The organism is Achromobacter sp. UMC46 (genome assembly GCF_014170335.1).
Lineage (GTDB): Bacteria > Pseudomonadota > Gammaproteobacteria > Burkholderiales > Burkholderiaceae_B > Achromobacter.
In genome coordinates, this window is record NZ_LZZS01000040.1 from 58129 (window position 1) to 76374 (window position 18246).

Below are 18246 nucleotides of genomic sequence, written 5' to 3' on the forward strand. Positions count from 1 at the left end.
TGTGCTATGACCGACAAGAAGCATCTGACCACCGCAGCAGGCGCGCCGGTGGCGGACAACAACAACACGCTGACGGCCGGCCCCCGCGGTCCCGCGCTGTTGCAGGACTTCTGGCTGATTGAAAAGCTTGCCCACTTCGACCGCGAACGCATCCCGGAACGGGTCGTCCACGCCAAAGGCTCCGGCGCCTACGGCACGTTCACCGTCACGCACGACATCTCGCGCTACACCCGCGCCAATATCTTTTCCCAGGTCGGCAAAGAGACCCCGCTGTTCCTGCGCTTTTCCACCGTTGCCGGCGAACGCGGCGCGGCCGACGCCGAACGCGATGTACGCGGCTTCGCCATCAAGTTCTACACCGACGAAGGCAACTGGGACCTGGTGGGCAACAACACCCCGGTCTTCTTCATCCGCGACCCGCTGAAATTCCCGGACTTCATCCACACCCAGAAGCGCGACCCCAAGACCAACCTGCGCAGCGCCACTGCCGCCTGGGATTTCTGGTCGCTCAGCCCCGAATCGCTGCATCAGGTCACCACCCTGATGAGCGACCGCGGCATTCCCGCCAACCTGCGCCAGCAGCATGGTTTCGGTTCGCACACGTTCAGCTTCGTCAACAGCAGCAACGAACGCTTCTATGTGAAGTTCCACTTCAAGTCGATGCAGGGCATCGCCTGTCTGACCGATGAGGAAGCGGCGCAAGTGGTCGCCCACGACCGCGAAAGCTCGCAGCGCGACCTGTTCAACAACATCGCGCAAGGCAACTTCCCGAAGTGGGCGCTGAAGGTGCAGATCATGCCCGAGGCCGAAGCCCAGACCTATCACATCAACCCGTTCGACCTGACCAAGGTCTGGCCGCATGGCGACTACCCGCTGATCGACGTAGGCGTGCTGGAACTGAACAAGAACCCCGAGAACTATTTCGCCGAAGTCGAGCAAGCCGCCTTCACGCCGGCCAACATCGTCCCCGGCATCGATTTCTCGCCGGACAAGATGCTGCAAGGGCGCCTGTTCTCGTATGGCGACACGCACCGCTACCGCCTGGGCATCAACCACCACCAGATCCCGGTGAACGCGGCGCGCTGCCCGGTCCATAGCTACCACCGCGACGGCGCCGGCCGCGTGGACGGCAACGCCGGCGGCACGCTGAACTACGAGCCCAACAGCGCGGGCGAGTGGAAGGAAACCCCGTCCGCCGGCGAACCGCCGCTGGCGCTGGACGGCCAGGCCGCCGCGCGCTGGAACCACCGCGTGGACGACGACTACTACTCGCAACCGGGTGCCTTGTTCCGTCTGATGACCCCGGCCCAGCAAGAGCTGCTGTTCGGCAACATCGGCCGCCACATGGCGGGCGTGCCGGAAGAGATCCAGCGCCGCCAGCTTGAGCACTTCAGGAAGGCCGATCCGGCGTACGCCGCCGGCGTGGCCCGCGCCCTGGGCTTGAAGATCTAAACGCCCGCCAAGCCAGGTCTGGGCAAAAGGGGCGGTCCCGCCACGGGGCCGCCCCTTTTTTTCTTGCTGTGGATAAGCCGCTGGCCAACGCGGTATGCCTTAGCACTGCACACCTTAGCGCTGCATGCCCCAGCGCCGCACCGTCAACCGCTCCAGATTGTCGAATCCCAGGTTTTCCACAAGCAGGCCGATGATGACCACGGCCGCCAGCCCCGCGAACACGCGGTCTGTGTATAACTCGTTGCGGTTCTGAAAGATGTACCAGCCGAGCCCGCCCTTGCCGCTGGATGCGCCGAACACCAGTTCCGCCGCGATCAAGGTGCGCCAGGCGAACGCCCAGCCGATCTTCAATCCCGCCAGAATGGCCGGCAGCGCGGCCGGCACCAGGATCTGCAGCACGTAGCGCAACCCCGTCAGCCCGTAGTTGCGGCCCGCCATGCGCAGGGTTTCCGACACGCCCAGAAAGCCCGCATACATGTTCAGCGCCAGCGCCCACAAGACGGAATGGATCAGCACGAACACCAGGCTGCCTTCGCCCAGCCCGAACCACAGCAAGGCCAGCGGCAGCAGTGCGATGGCCGGCAGCGGGTTGAACATGGCCGTCAGCGTGGACAGCAGGTCGCGTCCGAACCGCGTGGACACCGCCAGCGTCGTCAGCACGAATGCCAGCACCACCCCGGCCAGATATCCTTGCACCAGCACTCGCAGCGATTGGCCCGCGCGCGCCGGCAACTCGCCGTTGGCGATGCCCTGCACGAAGGCCTGCGCCGTCTGCCACGCGCCCGGCAACAGCAGATCGTTGTCGGTGTAGCGTGCGGCCAATTCCCACAAGGCGGCCAGCAGCGCCAGGATGACAAGCTTGCGCAGGCTGGCGTGCTGCCACAACCGTTCGTGCCAAGGCAACGGGGTTTCGGCGGCCTGCGCAGGCAAGGGCGGCAGGTCGTACTCGACTTCGGGGCGGATGGGGGGCGTCGCGGGGTAGGCGCTGCTCATCGGACAGGACTCAAGGAAGGGCGTGCGGACAACACGTTCAAGCCGCCGCGCGCTCGGCTTGTGCAGGCTCCGCCAGCGGCAAGGGCGGCTCGAACAACAGATCATGGATGCGCTTGGCGGCTGACTGGAAGGCGGCGGATCCCTGGCTGTGCAGGCCGAAGGCGTGTGCGTTCAATTCGGCGCGCACGCGCCCGGGGTGCGGCGACAGCAGCAACACGCGGCTGCCCAGCACCAGCGCCTCTTCGATCGAATGCGTGACGAACAACAAGGTGAAGCGCACGTCTTCCCACAGCGCCATCAACTCTTCCTGCATGCGGCGGCGGGTCAGGGCGTCCAGCGCGGCAAAGGGTTCGTCCATCAGCAGCACGCGCGGCTGCATCGCCAGCGCGCGCGCGATCGCCACACGCTGCTTCATGCCGCCGGAAAGCGTGTGGGGATAGGCATCGGCAAACGCGGCCAGGCCGACTTTGTCCAGATAGTGCATGGCGCGCTCGTCCGCTTCGCGCCGGCCCAGCTTGCGCGCGGCCAGAAGCGGAAACGCCACGTTCTGCCGCAGCGTCTTCCACGGCGGCAACTGGTCGAATTCCTGGAACACGACGATGCGGTCCGGACCAGGGCCTTGCACGGTCTGCCCGTCGATCGCGATGCGTCCTTCCGTGGGCGGCATGAAGCCGGCCACCGCCTTCAACAGCGTCGATTTGCCGCAACCGGAAGGCCCCAGCAAGATGAAGCGGTCCGCGCCATGCACGTCGAAACTGACTTGATGCGTGGCGCGGACCCGCCGTTCGCGCGTCTTATATTCGATCGTCACCTTATCCACAGCCAGCAGCGGCGACGCCTTGACAACGTTATCCACAGGCCTGGCGGCGGCTACCGGCATCTCAGCTGCCTTGCGCCGTCAGCGGATCGTCGAAGAAGTAGTCGCGCCAGCTGGCGGGCGCGCTCTTGATGGCGCCCACCTTATGCATGAATTCGGCCAGCGCGAAGGTGTTCTGCGGCTCCAGCTTGAATTGCACATCGGGGTTCTTGATCACATTGATCAGGAAGGCGCGGTCCTGCTTGGCGCCCGTGACGCGCAGGTAGATGTCCGCGGCCTTCTCCGGATTGGCCGTGGCGAAAGCCGCGGCTTCCTTCAGCGCTTCCTGGAACGCCTTGTAGGTCTTGGGGTTGTCTTTGCGGAACTTCTCGGTGGCGAACAGCACGGTGGACGAACTGGGGCCGCCCAGCACGTCGTAGGAATTCAGCACGATGCGGGCCTTGGGGTTTTCGGCCAGCTCTTGCTCCTGGAATGGCGGATTGCCGAAATGGCCGGTGATTTCCGTGCCGCCGGCGATGATCGCCGCCGCCGCGTCCGGATGCGGCAGCGCCACCGAGATCTTGTCCAGCTTGTTGAATTGCGCATCGCCCCACAGCTTGGCCGACGCCAGCTGCAGCACGCGCGACTGCACCGACACGCCCACGGCCGGCACCGCGATGCGGTCCTTGTCCGTGAAGTCCGCGATGCTCTTCACATTGGGGTTGTTCGTGACCAGGTAGTAGGGGAAGTTGCCCAGCGACGCCACGCCTTTCACGTTCTGCTTGCCGCGCGTGCGGTCCCAGATCGTCAACAGCGGTCCCACGCCCGCCCCCGCGATATCCACAGCCCCCGACAACAGCGCGTCGTTCACCGCCGAACCGCCGGACAGCTTGGCCCACTCGACCGAGATATCCACACCCTCGGCCTTTCCGTGCTTTTCGATCAGTTGCTGGTCGCGCGCCACGTTCAGCAGCAGGTACACGATGCCGTACTGCTCCGCGATGCGGATGCGGCCTTCGGCCAGGGCGGGCGTGGGGGAGGCCAACGCCAGCACCGCCAGAATCAGCGCCAGGCCGGCGCCGGTGACGGTTTGGACCAGACGATCCCGGAGTGCAGAGGACAAGCGCATGGTGTTCCTTGTGGATAAGTGCTTTGCGTCAGAAACCGCGTGCTTTTCAGAAGGGCGTGTCGCCTTCGATCGTGGTCCGGTACAGCTTGCGCCGCAGATGGTCCGGCGTGCCGCCCGCCAGATGGATCAGCGAACGGTTGTCCCAGAACACCAGGTCGTGCGGCTGCCAGCGATGGCGATAAATGTGTTCGGCGCGCACACTGTGCGCGAACAGCTCGGCCAGCAGCGCACGGCTTTCGTCTTCGGGCACGTCCTGGATCCGCGTCGTGAAGCCTTCGCTCACGAACAGCGCGCGGCGGCCATTCTCCGGGTGCGTGCGCACCACGGGATGCACCACTTCCTGCACCTGTGCGATCTGCTGCGCGCTGAGCGTGGGACGCCAGTTGCCTTCCTTTTGCAGCTGTCCGTATTGCGCCAGATACGAATGCACCGCGCGCTTGCCTTCGACCGCATGGCGCAGCGCGGCGGGCAGGGTGTCGTAGGCCAGGTGCATGTTGGCGAACAAGGTGTCGCCGCCTTCGGACGGCAGCTCCTGCGCATGCAGCAGCGAGCCCAGGCTGGGCAGTTCCTTGTACGAGATGTCCGAATGCCAGTACTTGCCCGCGTCGCCCAGACCGATCGGCTTGCCGTCTTCCACGATGTTGGAGACGATCAGGATCTCGGGATGGTCCGCCAGGTGGAATTGATGCAGCACATGGATCATCAGGCGGCCGAAGCGGCGGCTGAAATCGATATGCTGTTGCGGCGTGATGCGCTGGTCGCGGAACACCAGCAGGTGATGGTCCAGATGCGCTTCATGCACGCGGGCGAAATCGGCCGCCGTCAATTCCCGCGACAGATCCAGGCCGATGATCTCCGCGCCCACGGGGCCGGGCAGGGGGCGCAGTTCAAAGGACTGCGCCTGGGGGACGGGGGCGGCGTCTACTTCGCGCCGCAAGGCGTTGCTCTGGGACATCGATCGCTCCGGTTCGCCTTGCGGCATGTCTGGAACGATCGATTATGGAAAGCGCGCCTTGTATCTCAAACGAAGTTATCGGCGTTTGAACAAAGCTCTACGTCATATAGACGCCGCTGCGGGGGAAACCCCGCGGCTTCATACCGGGCGCCTATAAGCAAATAGCGCATCGGTGTGAAGCGCCGGGGGCGGCGCGTCCGTCAGGCAGCCGGCAGATAGGCTTCCACCAGCTTCACCCAGTAGGTCGCGCCCACCGGCAGCAGGGCGTCGTTGAAGTCGTAGTTCGGGTTGTGCAGCTGGCACGGGCCCATGCCGTGATAGCTTTCCATGCGGTGGTCGCCATCGCCATTGCCCAGGAACAGGTAGGCGCCCGGAATCGCTTCCAGGAAGAAGGAGAAATCCTCGGCGCCCATGAAGGGCGGCATGTCGCGCAGCACGTTCTCGGCGCCAAAGGCGTCTTCGGCGACCTGGGCCGCGAAGGCCGTTTCCTTTTCCCAGTTGACCAGCGGCGGATAGGCGCGCACGAAATCGAGTTCACCCGTGCCGCCGTACACCTGCGGCAGGGTCGTGGCGATACGCCGCATGTCCGCTTCGATCTTGTCCAGCGTTTCGACGGAATACGTGCGCACCGTGCCGCGCAGCACCGCTTCGCCCGGAATCACGTTGTAGGCGTCGCCCGCATGGATCTGCGTGATCGACAGCACCGCCTGGTCCAGTGGATTCTTGCTGCGCGAAATCACCGTCTGCAGGGCGTGCACCATATCGGCCGCCACGATGATCGGGTCGACGGACGCATGGGGTTGCGCCGCGTGGCCGCCCACGCCCTTGATGACGATGTCCCAGCGGTTGCTGGACGCCATCGTCGGACCTGCGCGGAACCCGAACTGGTTCACCGGCATGCCCGGCATGTTGTGGATGCCGAACACGGCGTCGCACGGGAATTTCTCGAACAGGCCGTCCTGCATCATGGCGCGCGCGCCCGCATTGCCGCCTTCTTCGGCGGGCTGGAAGATGAACACGACGGTGCCGTCGAAATTGCGGTGCGTGGAGAGGTACTGCGCCGCCCCCAGCAGCATCGCGGTATGGCCGTCATGGCCACAGCCGTGCATGCGGCCGCTGATGGTGGACTTGTGCGCGAAACGGTTGTGTTCGGGCATGGGCAGCGCATCCATGTCGGCGCGCAGGCCGACGGTGCCCTTGCCGCTGCCGGCACGCAGCACGCCCACCACGCCCGTCTTGCCCAGGCCCGTGTAGACTTCCAGGCCCCATTCGCGCAGGCGTTCGGCCACCAGGTTCGACGTGCGCGTCTCCTGGAAGGCCAGTTCGGGATGGGCATGGATATCCCGGCGCAACGCCGTCAGCTCGGGGTGCGCGCGTTCGATTTCGGCAATGGTTTTCATGGCGGTGGGTAAACAGTAGGAGTGATCGGGAATTCTCGCGCTTCACCCATCCGGCGTCCAGTACCTAGGCGGACGGCGCCTCGCCCGCGTCGTTAAGGTGGCAAGCGCTGAACTGGCCAGGCGAGATTTCGCGAAGCAGCGGCTGTTCCGCCTTGCAGCGCGCCATCGCGTGCGGACAGCGCGGATGGAACGCGCAGCCGCTGGGCGGATCCAGCGGCGACGGCAGCTCGCCTTTGATGGGTTGATAGTTGCGGCGCCCAGGGGTCAGCGTCGGCAGCTCTTTCAGCAGCGCCTGCGTGTAGGGGTGGTTGGCGCGCTGGAAAACGGTGTCTGTCGGCGCTAGCTCCACCACGCGGCCCAGATACATGATCGCCACGCGGTCCGAGATATGGCTGACCACGGCGAGGTTATGGCTGATGAACAGATATGTCAGGTCCAGGTCGTCGCGCAGCTGCTCGAACAGGTTCAGCACCTGGGCCTGGATGGACACGTCCAGGGCGGCCACGGCCTCGTCGCAGACAATCACCGAGGGCTTCAACGCCAGGGCCCGCGCGATGCCGATACGCTGGCGCTGCCCGCCCGAAAACTGGTGCGGATAGCGCTGCGCGAACGTCGGGTCCAGCCCGACCTGCCGCATCAGCCCCGCCACGTACTCCGCCTTATCGCGCCCGCGGATCAGGCCATGCGCCACCGGCGCCTCACCGATGATCTCGCGCACCCGCATGCGCGGGTTAAGCGAGGCGTACGGGTCCTGGAAGATCATCTGCACGCCCAGCTCATAGGCGCGCCGCTCGGTGCCCGTCATGGCACGCACGGCTTTTCCCTGGTAGTGCACGTCGCCCGCGGACGGCGGCAGGATGCCCGACACGATGCGGCCCAGGGTGGATTTTCCGCAGCCCGATTCGCCGACGATGCCGATCACTTCGCCGCGCCGGACTTCCAGGTCCACGCCGCCCACGGCGTGCACCACTTGCGTCTTCAACCCTGCGCCCAGCAGGTTCGCGATGCGTCCGGCCAGGTCCACGGGCTGCACGAAGCGGAGTTCCACGCCGCGCAGGGACAGGATGGGGGCGGGGGCGGCGGCGCCGCGTTCTACTGCGCTCATGTGATGTCTGGGTCTCCGGCATGCCAGCAGCGCACCCATTGCGCCGGGCGGACTTCCACGGGCTGCGGTTCGATCAGACAGGCGTCGGTCGCACGCGGGCAACGCCCGCGGAACGCACAGCCCTGGGGCAGGTTCAGCAACGACGGCGTCATGCCCGGAATCGGCACCAGCGGCCTGCCGCGCGACTCCGGCGTGGGGATGGAAGCGATCAGCCCGTGCGTGTACGGATGCATGGGATGCGTGATGACATCCCGCGTGCTGCCGGTCTCGACCACGCGGCCCGCGTACATCACCGACACCCGGTCCGCCAGGCCGGCCACTACCGCGAGGTCATGCGTGATCCAGATCAGGCCCGTTCCCGTCTCGCGGCACAGCTTCTGCACTTCGAAGAGGATCTGGCCCTGGATGGTCACGTCCAGCGCGGTCGTCGGTTCGTCCGCGATGATCAGGCGCGGCGAATTCAACAGCGCGATCGCGATCGCCACGCGTTGGCGCATGCCGCCCGACAACTGATGCGGATAGGTGCGCAGGCGTTCCTGCGGTGAGGGGATGCCCACCATCGTCAACGTCTGCAAGGCGCGCTGGCGCGCCTGTTCACGCGAAACCTTGTGGTGCGCCTGCACCGCTTCGATCATCTGCGTATCCACGCGCAGCACCGGATTCAGCGTCATCATCGGATCCTGGAAGATCATCGCGATCTCCTGCCCCCGCAACTGGCGCCAGCGTGCCGGCGTCGCGCCGCGCAGGTCTTCGCCGTTCAGGCGCAACTGCCCGTCCACGATGCGGCCGGGCTCGTCCAGCAAGCCCATCAGCGAAAAGCCGGTGATGCTCTTTCCGGACCCCGATTCCCCCACCAGGCCCAGGATCTCGCCTTCGGCGAGTGTCAGATCCACGCCGTCCACCGCTTTCACGATGCCGTTGCGCGTGAAGAAGTGCGTCTTCAGGCCCTGCACGTCAAGGATGCGCGGGGAGGGCGCCAGCGGCTTGTCCACAGTTTGCGTCTGCATCGCGTCCGCCCTCAATTCGCGTGGCGCGGGTTGAGCACATCGCGCAAGTGGTCGCCCACGAGGTTGATGGCGATGATGGCCAGCGCCAGGGCGATACCGGGGAAGAACGATATCCAGTACTGGCCCGACAACAGGTACTCGAACCCGTTGTAGATCAACATGCCCAACGACGGCTCGGTCACCGGCACGCCGACGCCCAGGAACGACAGCGTGGCCTCCAGCGCGATCGCATGCGCCAGATCGATCGTGGCGATCACGATAAGCGGCGGCATGCAGTTCGGCAGCACGTGGCGGAACAGCACGCGGCCCCACGACAGGGACATGCAGCGCGCCGCTTCCACGTATTCCTTGCCGCGCTCCACCAGGGCCGCGCCGCGCGCCGCCCGGGCGAAATACGCCCATTGCACGACGATCAGCGCGATGATCACTTTATCCACACCCTTGCCCAGGATCGCCAACAGCATCAGCGCGACAAGAATGGCGGGGAACGACAACTGGATATCCACAATGCGCATCAGCAGCGCGTCGATGCGGCCGCCGAAATACGCCGCGATCAGCCCCACGGTGGCGCCGATGCCGAAGGCCGCCAACACCGACACGGCCGCCACCAGCAGGCTGGTGCGCATGCCGTAGAGAATGGCTGAAAACAGGTCGCGCGCCTGGCCATCGGTGCCCAGCAGATAGCGCATGGAACCATCGCCACTTTCGCTGCCCGGCTTCAGCTTGGAATCCATGATGTCCAGCGACGCCAGGTCATAAGGATTCTGCGGCGCGATCCAGGGCGCCAGCAACGCCGCCCCCACGATCACGATCAGCATCACCAGGCCCAGCGTCGCCAGCTTGCTGGCGAAGAAATCCGAGACGAACCGCCGCCAGGGCGTCTGTTCCTTGGGGGCCGCGGCAGGCGCGGCGGCGGTGGCGGGCGTGTTCATCGGCGGCTATCCAAACGTACGCGGGGGTCCAGCACCGTATAGATGATGTCCACCACCAGATTCAACATGACCAGGAAGAACACGATCAGGAGCAGATACGCGACCACCACGGGGCGGTCCAGGTTGATGATGGAATCGATCAGCAGCTTGCCCATCCCCGGCCACGAAAACACGGTTTCGGTCACCACCGCGAACGCCATCACCTGCCCGAATTCCAGCCCCGCGACCGTCACGACCGGGATCAGGATGTTCTTCAACAGATGCACGCCCAGCACGCGCTTTTCCGACAGGCCCTTGGCGCGCGCGAACTTGATGTAGTCCATGGGCAGCGCTTCGCGCGTGGCCGCCCGCGTCACGCGGATGATCATCGCGCACTTGGCGAACGCGATGGTGGCCGCTGGCAAGGCCAGGCTCAGCCAGCCGTTGAACGTCAGCACGCTCAGTTCCAGCGAGCCGATGCTGACCGTCTTGCCGCGCCCGCCGGCGGGCACCCAGCCCAGCATCACGGCGAACACCATGATCAACATCAGGCCCACCCAGAAATTGGGCAGCGAGAAGCCCAGCACCGAGCCCGTCATGATGGCGCGCGATCCCGGCGCCTGGGGTTTAAGACCCGCCAGGATGCCCAGCGGCACGCCGATCAGCACCGACAGCAGCATGGCCACACAGGCCAGCTCCACGGTGGCCGGCATGCGCTCCAGGATCAGGTGCATGGCCGGCTCGCCGGTCAGGAAGCTGTTGCCGAAATCGCCCCGCACCGCCTGGCCCATGAAGATCAGGTACTGCCTCCACAACGGCAGGTCCAGGCCCAGCGATGCGCTGATCGCGGCGCGCTGCGCCTCGGTCGCCTCGGGGCTGGCCAGCATCGACACCGGGTCGCCCACCATGTAGATGCCTGCAAAGACCAACGCCGACATGACCAGCATGACGACGATGGTTTGCAGCAGTCTTCTTACGATTGTTGCCAGCACTGGAGACCGCCCGCGATGCGCGTTACTTCTTCAGGGTTGCGAACTGCGCAAGCGTGACCTGGTCGGGCCGGCCTTGATAGCGGATATCGCTCTTCATCGCCCATACCGACAATTCGAAGTGCACCGGCAGCATCGCGAAATCGTCCATGGCGATATTGCTGGCCTTCGACAACAGTTCGGCGCGCTTGGCATCGTCCATCGTGGACGACGCTTCCTTCACCAGCTCGTCCATCTTGGGGTTGGAGTAGCGGCTGCGGTTGGTGGTGCCCAGGCCGGCTTCGGGATTGCGCGTCACCAGCAGCGACGTCAGCGCGTTGGACATCTCGCCGCTGGTCACGGACCAGCCCGCCAGATAGGCCGAGAACGCGTAGCTGTCGCGGTTCTTGAAGAACACCGGGGGCGCCATGGCGTCCACGCTCGTCTTCACGCCAATGCGGGTCCACATCGATGCGATGGCTTGCGCCACTTTCGAATCATTCACGTAGCGGCCCGACGGCGAACCCAGCGTGATCGAAAAGCCGTTGGGATAGCCCGCTTCCTTCAGCAGCGCCTTGGCCTTTTCCACATCGGCCTTGGGCGCCTTGGAATGCGCTTTGCTGGAACCGAACATGGGGTAGGGCAGCAGGTTGCCGGCCGGCAGCGCCACTCCGCCCATCACGCGTTCCACCAGCGCGTCGCGGTTGATGGCCAGCGACAGCGCTTCACGCACCCGCTTGTCCTTCATCGGGTTCTTGTCGGTGCCCTGGATGCCGGGGGAAGGCTCGGCGTGCTGGTCCAGCGCCACGTATACGACGCGCACCGACGGGGTTTCCTCGACGAAGAGCTTCTTGTCGCCCTTCAGCTTGGGCAAGTCGTCGGTGGGGGGATCTTCAATCATGTCCACGTCGCCGGCCAGCAGCGCGGCCACGCGCGCAGCCGCGTTGCTGATCGGGCGATAGACCACGCGATCCCACTCGGGCTTCTTGCCCCAGTAATTGTCGTTGCGGGCCAGCACGAATTCCGCGCCGCGCTTCCACGACACGAATTTGTACGGGCCGGTTCCCACCAGGCCGTCGCCACTATTCAGTTCAGTGGTGGTCTTGCCTTCCGCCGCAGGGCCGGACGCAGCCTTCTTCGACATGATGGGCAATTGGGCCAGGTTCACCAGCAGGTTCGGCGCGACTTCCTTGGTGGTGATGCGCACGGTCATGGGATCGACCGCTTCGGTCTTGGCCACCGACCCCAGATACAGCGTGAACGGCGACGGGCTGTTGGGCACCTTGGGCACGCGGTCATACGTGAACACCACGTCTTCGGCGGTGAACGGCGTGCCGTCCGAGAACTTCACGCCCGGACGCAGCTTGAACGTCCAGACCTTGCCGTCCACGGTCCACGACTCCGCCAGCCCGGGCTGCGGCTTCAATTGCGCGTCGGTGGCGACCAGCGTGTCGAAAATGGTTTGGGAGATCTGCGTATTCGGCGTCAGCGCGTGATACTGCGGATCCATCGATGAGGGCTCGGTCTTCAAGGCGATCACCAGATCGCGAGCCATTGCGGAACTGAATGTGCCAAAGGCCAACATCACCGCGGCCGAACCGCAGGCCAAGACACGCGAAAACCGAGATGCCATCGTGATCTCCCAGAGTTGTTTCGGGTTTTGAACCTCTGGGGCACATTAACCAGCAAACAAGGGGCCGCGCAACAGTTATATTCCCCTATTGTCCTTGCCTTGTCCCCGTTCAGATATGTCCGCCTACGCCCCCATTGCCGCCATTGCCACCGCCCCCGGAAGAGGCGGCATCGGTGTCGTGCGCGTTTCTGGTGCGGACTTGTCCGAATTGGTGCGCCGCCTGTTCCAGCGCGAACTCACGCCGCGCCATGCGCACTACCTGCCGTTCAAATCGGTGGAAGGGGAACTGCTGGACGAAGGCATCGCGATCTATTTCCGCGCCCCCCATTCCTATACCGGCGAAGACGTGCTGGAACTTCAAGGCCACGGCGGCCCCGCCGTGCTGCGCCGCGTGCTGGACAGCTGCATCGCCGCCGGCCGAGACCTTGGCCTGCGGCTGGCGGAGCCCGGCGAATTCACGCGCCGCGCCTTCTTGAACGATCGCATGGACCTGGCCCAGGCCGAAGCCGTGGCCGACCTGATCGAAGCCTCGTCGGTGGCTGCTGCGCGCGGCGCGGTCGCATCGCTGTCGGGCGAATTCTCGGCCCGCGTCAACGACCTGTCCGACCGCATCATCCACCTGCGGATGCTGGTTGAAGCGACGCTGGATTTCCCCGAAGAAGAGATCGACTTCCTTGAGAAATACCAGGCTCGGCCCACGCTCGATGCGCTGACCACAGACCTGTCCAACCTGATTGCGCAAGCGCGCCAGGGCGTCATCCTGCGCGAAGGCCTGCACGTGGTGCTGGCCGGCCAGCCCAACGTCGGAAAATCCAGCCTGCTGAATGCGTTGGCGGGCGACGATATCGCCATCGTCACCCCGATCGCGGGCACGACGCGCGACAAAGTGGTGCAGGAAATCCATATCGACGGCGTGCCGCTGCATATCGTGGATACCGCCGGCCTGCGGGAAACCGAGGACACCGTCGAAAGCATCGGCATTGCCCGCACCTGGCAGGAAATCGAACGCGCGGACGTCATCCTGCACTTGCAGGACGCCACCCAGCCCGGCGACGAGCTGGACGCGCAGATCACCGCGCGCCTGCCGCCGCGCACGCCGGTGCTGAAGGTGTTCAACAAGGTGGACCTGTTATCCACAGGTTTCGCGCCGGCGCCGGGCGAATTGGGCATTTCCGCCAAACGCGGCGCGGGCCTGGACGCGCTGCGCGCCGAGCTGCTGAACATCGCAGGCTGGAACCCCGGCGCCGAATCTCCCTGGCTGGCGCGCGAACGCCACCTGCATGCGCTGCAGGACGCCGCGGAACATCTGGCGCTTGCGGGCGAACACGCGGGTCAGGACGACCGGGTGCTGGACCTGTTCGCGGAAGAGCTTCGGCTGGCGCACGACAGCCTGTCGAGCATTACCGGAAAATTCACCAGCGACGACTTGCTGGGCGAGATTTTCTCCAGCTTCTGCATCGGAAAATGACGTGATAAGACTTGCCGCGGCTGACGACATACCGGTCATCGAGCAGATCGTCGCCGAGGCCTACTTCCCGTATATCGCGCGCATCGGCGCCACGCCGGGCCCGACTGCCTGCTGTTGGACAACATCGCGGTATCTCCGGCCGCGCAGGGCAAAGGGCATGGGCGCGTGCTGATGCGCCACGCCGAGGCTGTCGCGCGAGACCACGGCTATTCGGTCATCCGCTTGTACACGCAAGAGAAAATGACAGAGAACATTGCCATCTATCTGCAATATGACTACGTGGAAACGCATCGCGCGCAAGAGTCTGGGCTGCATCGCGTCTTCATGAAGAAGCGCCTGGGTTAATCACTCCATTTTCAAATATGCGAGTCTTTACTCGCTTTTATCCGAACCCTTTTTTACTACCGCCCGCTGCGCGCGGCGGTTGTTCGCCAGCGACTTCGCATACACCGATTCCGGCCGTATCCGATGCGCGACGACGTAGCCGGTGATGCACGCCAGCATCAGGGGCAGCATCACTTCATAGCTCAGCGTCATCTCGAAAATCATCAGAATGGACATCAGCGGCGCGTAAGTCGTCGCGGCCAGCAATGCGCCCATGCCGACGACGGCATAACTGGACACCGCCGACACGTCGCCAGCGGGCAACAGGGCCTGCAGACCGCTTGCGTACAGCGCGCCCAGTGCCGCTCCCACGAACAGCGTCGGCGTGAAAACGCCCCCCACCGCGCCCGATCCCACGCTGGCGCCGGTGGCCAATATCTTCATCAATAGAATGGCCGCCACCGCCTGCCAGGCCCATTGCGTGTGCAGCATACTGTTGACCACACTGTAGCCGTTGCCCCACACCTCGGGATTCAGCACGGAAAGTGCGCCTACCACGAGCCCGCCCAACGCCATCCGAATCCAAAGCGGGAAAGGCATGCGGGAAAATGCGGCGCGCGTCAGGTCCAGGAAACGCAGGAATTGCGGCGCGACCAGGCCGGCGATCGCACCGAGCACCAGGTAGTTGATCACCTCCCAACCCGACACGAATTCGAAGTGCGGCATGTGGAACACCGCGTCGTAGTGCAGCATCTGCCGCGTGACGATGTTTGCGACCACCGATGACACCACCAGCGGCACCAAAGTATCGGACGAAATTACGCCGAAAACGATTTCCGAGATGAACAAGGCGCCGGCAATCGGCGCGTTATAGGCCGACGTGATGCCCGCCGTGGCCCCGCAAGCGACCAACAGGCGCAAATGCCGGGGGGGCAGCAGCAGGAATCGCCCCGTCAGGGACGAAAACATGGCCGCCAACTGCACCATGGGGCCTTCCCGGCCGATAGAGGCGCCGGATCCGATCGAAAAGATGGACGACACGCTCCGAGCCAGCGTCTGGCGCAGGCCAATGACGCCCCGGCCGATGGAAATCGCCTCCATATAGTCGGCCGCTCCCCGTTTCGGCAGCCATCGGGCGGCCATTTGCAGGATGGCGCCGGCAATCGCCCCGCCCGCAGCGGGCATCAAGAAGCGTTGCCAAGGGTCCAACCCGCGGGCCAGCGACACCATCCCGTGGGGCACGTCTTCACCGGCCAGCAACATCTGCAGCCATCCCAGCAATTCCCGGAACACCACCGTCGCCAGCGCGCCGAACAGCCCCATCACGGCCGCCGCGCACAACGTCGCGGGCAATCTGTCGGCCAATAAACGGGCCCGGAGCGCGTTTGCCCAGCCCAATTTCCTGATTCTGATTTCTTTCGCCATGGCGGAATTCTACGGCGGAAGTTGCTCACTTTTTGTTCAGTCCCCTGTCAACAAAAGGAGGGGTCCCGGCCTGGAATCCCCACTTTCGCGAACGCCTCTGAGGGCGTTTAAAGGCCTCTGCAAGGGCGAAAAACCGGGTAGGCAACAGGCGGTTTTTCGGGGTAAAAGTGCCCGTCTTCAACCCCGTTTCCAAAAATCGCCCTGTGGATAACTCCTAAGTAGCCAGGTTGTGCACATTGTGTGGAGGCAAGTTGAACAAGCCGGGGTTTTTGGGGGTGGCCGAAATGTTGTCCAACTTCAACTTTTTTCCCACACAGAGTTCTTGCACAGGCAAAAACGGCTGCAAGCTGATGAAAAGAATGAGGTTTTCAAGGTTAAGGTAGTTATCCACAGGCCTTATTAATCATTAGTCTTTATATAAAGAGAAATAAAGGAAAAGCCAAACATGCTTTCCCATTCCGTCCAGCCACTCCCCCCCGGACTCCGTCCATGCGCATCCTCCTGATAGAAGACGAAGCCGAACTTGCCCGTTGGCTTTCCAGAAGCCTGGCCAGACATGCCGGCTTTGTCGTTGAGTGGGCTGACGACGGATTGGTCGCCGAAAGAAGGTTGGCAATCGAAGAATTCGATGCCGTCATCCTCGATTTGGGACTTCCCGGCATGGATGGCCATGCTTTGCTGGCGAAGATCCGCGCGCGGGACGACCGTACGCCGGTGCTGGTCTTGACCGCGCGCGATTCGCTAGCCGAAAAAATCGGGACCCTTCACCAGGGAGCAGACGATTTCCTGCCGAAACCCTTTGTTGTGGAAGAGTTGGAAGCGCGTTTGATCGCACTGATCCGGCGCAGCCGTGGACGAGAACATCCGCGTTTGGCTCTAGGAAACCTGGTTTTCGAGTCTGCAGCGCAGAAATTCACGGTCTCTGGACAGGCTTTGCAGTTATCCCCACGTGAACACGCTGTTCTTCGGGTGTTGATCCAGAAAAGCGGAGAACCCATCAACAAGCAGCAGATCCTGGACCGCATCCTGACGGACGATGCCGACATCAACCTGGAGGCCATCGAGGTCCTGGTTCACCGTTTGCGAAAAAAATTGGCGGAAACAGGCGTCCAGATCGTCACCATGCGAGGCATGGGCTACTGCCTGGAGAACCTTGTTGACAACTAGAAGTCCGAAAAAAATCGTTTTTTTCGCCGCAAAAAAACGTAATCGCACGCTGAAGACGCAGTTGCTCTGGTGGCTGATCCCGACCCTGGTCTTTGTGATGATGGGCGCGCTATGGCTGTCGAATCACCAGCTGCGCAACCAGGTCGACATTGCCTACGATCGTTCACTTTCCGGAGCGCTCCGCGCGATCGACCACAACATATCCACAGCCAGCGGTGGATTAGCCATGGAGCAGCCCTACCTGATGCTGGAATTTTTCGAGCTGACGGCCAATGGAAGCGTCTTCTACCGAGTAGCGACAGAGGACGGGCTGGCAGAAATCGGGCATCCGGGGCTACCGCTACCGGACCAGCCCCTGGAATCTGGCGAACCGCGCTTTTTCTACGCGGACTACCAGGGCACCCCCGTCAGGGTTGCGGCGCTGGCGCGCCCCATGGATCCGCCTCTGTACGCGAACAAAGGGGGACGGGTTATCGTACAAGTCGCCGAAGGCCTGGAAAGCCGCCAGGCGTTCCTGCATAAGGTGCTGGTGCGCTCGGTGGAACGGGATCTGGCCGTGATCCTCATCAGCGTTCTGGTGATCATCCTGGGCGTTTTCATGGCGCTGCGCCCCCTTGTCAGGCTCCGGCAAGAAGTGGAAGGGCGGTCTGGAGACGATTTAAGCCCCGTCAGCGCGTCCGAGATGCCTGGTGAGGTCCTGCCCCTAGTTGCGGCTGTAAACCTCCACATGGCCCGTTTTGCGGCTCAGGCGAGGGTCCAGAGCCAGTTCCTGGACGACGCTTCGCACCAACTCCGCACTCCGTTATCGGTTTTACGGACCCAGACGGCCTATGCCTTGCGCGAAACAGACCCCCAGGAGGTCCGTACAGCCCTTCTGGCGATGCAAGAGGGGTTGGACAGGGCTGTGCGCACCACCAACCAGATGCTCGCTCTGGCGCGCGCTAAGGACGCTTCCCTGGCCGAAGGCGGTTTCACGGCCGAAACGATCGATCTGGTGGACTTGGCCGACGGCGTCATCCGGGGGCTGCTGCCGACCGCCCGTGCCCGCCAGCTGGACATCGGCCTGGAGGCCGCCATCCGTCCGGTCCTGGTGAGCGGCACCGAGTGGCTGCTCCGCGAAGCGGCCACCAACCTGGTCGACAACGCCATCCGCTACGCGTCGCCGGCGGGCGAAGTCACGGTGACCGTGCAGGCCGGCGACGGTCTGGCACGCCTGATCGTCGAAGACGACGGTCCGGGCATGTCGGCCGAGGACATCGCCCGGGCCTGCGTACGGTTTCGCCGGGGGGCAGCGGGCAAGAACAAGTCCGGGGCCGGATTGGGGCTGGCCATCGTGGGCACCATCGCCGATATCCTCGGTGCCCGGCTGGTCCTGGAGAACCGGGCGCCGTTGCCTGGCTTGCGCGCCGCCCTGGTGTTTACCCTGGAGTCCGCGTCGGATGCTGCGCCGCATCACGAAAACGGCGGATTTTGAAAGGTATTGGAAAGCTTCGGTTTTGTACGGTAGCGTCCG

The 18246-nt window shown here is 64.0% G+C and carries 16 protein-coding genes; 5 read left to right on the forward strand and 11 right to left on the reverse strand.

All coding sequences use genetic code 11. The features are described 5' to 3' along the window. Positions 1-6: 6 nt before the first annotated feature. On the forward strand, positions 7-1452 hold the full coding sequence (locus A9973_RS28755; protein ID WP_183017010.1) for a catalase: 1446 nt from the start codon (positions 7-9) through the stop codon (positions 1450-1452). 114 nt (positions 1453-1566) lie between these two features. Here the strand turns inward: A9973_RS28755 and A9973_RS28760 are convergent, their stop codons facing one another. The 10 genes from A9973_RS28760 to A9973_RS28805 all read right to left on the reverse strand — a co-directional run bounded on the left by A9973_RS28760 (position 1567) and on the right by A9973_RS28805 (position 12349). Next, positions 1567-2445, reverse strand: a complete 879-nt coding sequence (locus A9973_RS28760) for an ABC transporter permease (RefSeq protein WP_183017011.1) — start codon at positions 2443-2445, stop codon at positions 1567-1569. Positions 2446-2482: 37 nt separating this feature from the next. Continuing rightward, the gene (locus A9973_RS28765) at positions 2483-3325 is read right to left on the reverse strand and encodes an ABC transporter ATP-binding protein (RefSeq protein ID WP_183017012.1); all 843 of its coding nucleotides are present in this window, start codon (positions 3323-3325) and stop codon (positions 2483-2485) included. 1 nt (position 3326) lies between these two features. After that, positions 3327-4370: an ABC transporter substrate-binding protein gene (locus A9973_RS28770; RefSeq protein WP_183017013.1), complete on the reverse strand. Its 1044-nt coding sequence runs from the start codon at positions 4368-4370 to the stop codon at positions 3327-3329. A 46-nt stretch (positions 4371-4416) separates the two neighbouring features. Then, entirely contained in the window at positions 4417-5325 is a 909-nt protein-coding gene (locus A9973_RS28775) for a TauD/TfdA family dioxygenase (protein WP_183017014.1), read from the reverse strand. Positions 5326-5525: 200 nt separating this feature from the next. Next, the gene (locus A9973_RS28780; RefSeq protein WP_183017015.1) at positions 5526-6725 is read right to left on the reverse strand and encodes a M20 aminoacylase family protein; all 1200 of its coding nucleotides are present in this window, start codon (positions 6723-6725) and stop codon (positions 5526-5528) included. Between the two features lie 64 nt (positions 6726-6789). Then, positions 6790-7830, reverse strand: coding sequence for an ABC transporter ATP-binding protein (locus tag A9973_RS28785; protein ID WP_183017016.1), 1041 nt, complete (start codon positions 7828-7830; stop codon positions 6790-6792). Beyond that, entirely contained in the window at positions 7827-8837 is a 1011-nt protein-coding gene (locus A9973_RS28790; RefSeq protein WP_183017017.1) for an ABC transporter ATP-binding protein, read from the reverse strand. The genes A9973_RS28785 and A9973_RS28790 overlap by 4 nt, the downstream gene beginning before the upstream one ends. Before the next feature lie 11 nt (positions 8838-8848). Further along, on the reverse strand, positions 8849-9769 hold the full coding sequence (locus A9973_RS28795; RefSeq protein ID WP_183017018.1) for an ABC transporter permease: 921 nt from the start codon (positions 9767-9769) through the stop codon (positions 8849-8851). Next, on the reverse strand, positions 9766-10740 hold the full coding sequence (locus A9973_RS28800) for an ABC transporter permease (protein WP_183017019.1): 975 nt from the start codon (positions 10738-10740) through the stop codon (positions 9766-9768). Before A9973_RS28800 ends, A9973_RS28795 begins: the two co-directional genes overlap by 4 nt. Before the next feature lie 22 nt (positions 10741-10762). Next, positions 10763-12349: an ABC transporter substrate-binding protein gene (locus tag A9973_RS28805; protein ID WP_183017020.1), complete on the reverse strand. Its 1587-nt coding sequence runs from the start codon at positions 12347-12349 to the stop codon at positions 10763-10765. 115 nt (positions 12350-12464) lie between these two features. On the opposite strand from A9973_RS28805, the gene mnmE reads away from it, so the two are divergent. Together mnmE and A9973_RS28815 are read left to right on the forward strand one after the other, a co-directional pair. Continuing rightward, positions 12465-13817 (forward strand): tRNA uridine-5-carboxymethylaminomethyl(34) synthesis GTPase MnmE, encoded by a 1353-nt coding sequence (gene mnmE / locus A9973_RS28810; RefSeq protein ID WP_183017021.1) that lies wholly within the window; start codon positions 12465-12467, stop codon positions 13815-13817. A gap of 114 nt (positions 13818-13931) precedes the next feature. After that, entirely contained in the window at positions 13932-14162 is a 231-nt protein-coding gene (locus tag A9973_RS28815; protein ID WP_255469334.1) for an N-acetyltransferase, read from the forward strand. A 27-nt stretch (positions 14163-14189) separates the two neighbouring features. Here A9973_RS28815 and A9973_RS28820 read toward each other — a convergent pair whose 3' ends face one another. Beyond that, positions 14190-15566, reverse strand: a complete 1377-nt coding sequence (locus tag A9973_RS28820) for a ClcB-like voltage-gated chloride channel protein (protein ID WP_183017022.1) — start codon at positions 15564-15566, stop codon at positions 14190-14192. A gap of 489 nt (positions 15567-16055) precedes the next feature. Here A9973_RS28820 and A9973_RS28825 point away from each other — a divergent pair, with 489 nt between their 5' ends. Both A9973_RS28825 and A9973_RS28830 read left to right on the forward strand, forming a co-directional pair. Further along, positions 16056-16733 carry a response regulator gene (locus A9973_RS28825; RefSeq protein ID WP_183017023.1) on the forward strand — a complete coding sequence of 226 codons (678 nt, stop codon included), beginning with the start codon at positions 16056-16058 and terminating at the stop codon, positions 16731-16733. Then, positions 16723-18207 carry a sensor histidine kinase gene (locus tag A9973_RS28830; protein WP_370539547.1) on the forward strand — a complete coding sequence of 495 codons (1485 nt, stop codon included), beginning with the start codon at positions 16723-16725 and terminating at the stop codon, positions 18205-18207. The genes A9973_RS28825 and A9973_RS28830 overlap by 11 nt, the downstream gene beginning before the upstream one ends. Positions 18208-18246 lie beyond the last annotated feature (39 nt).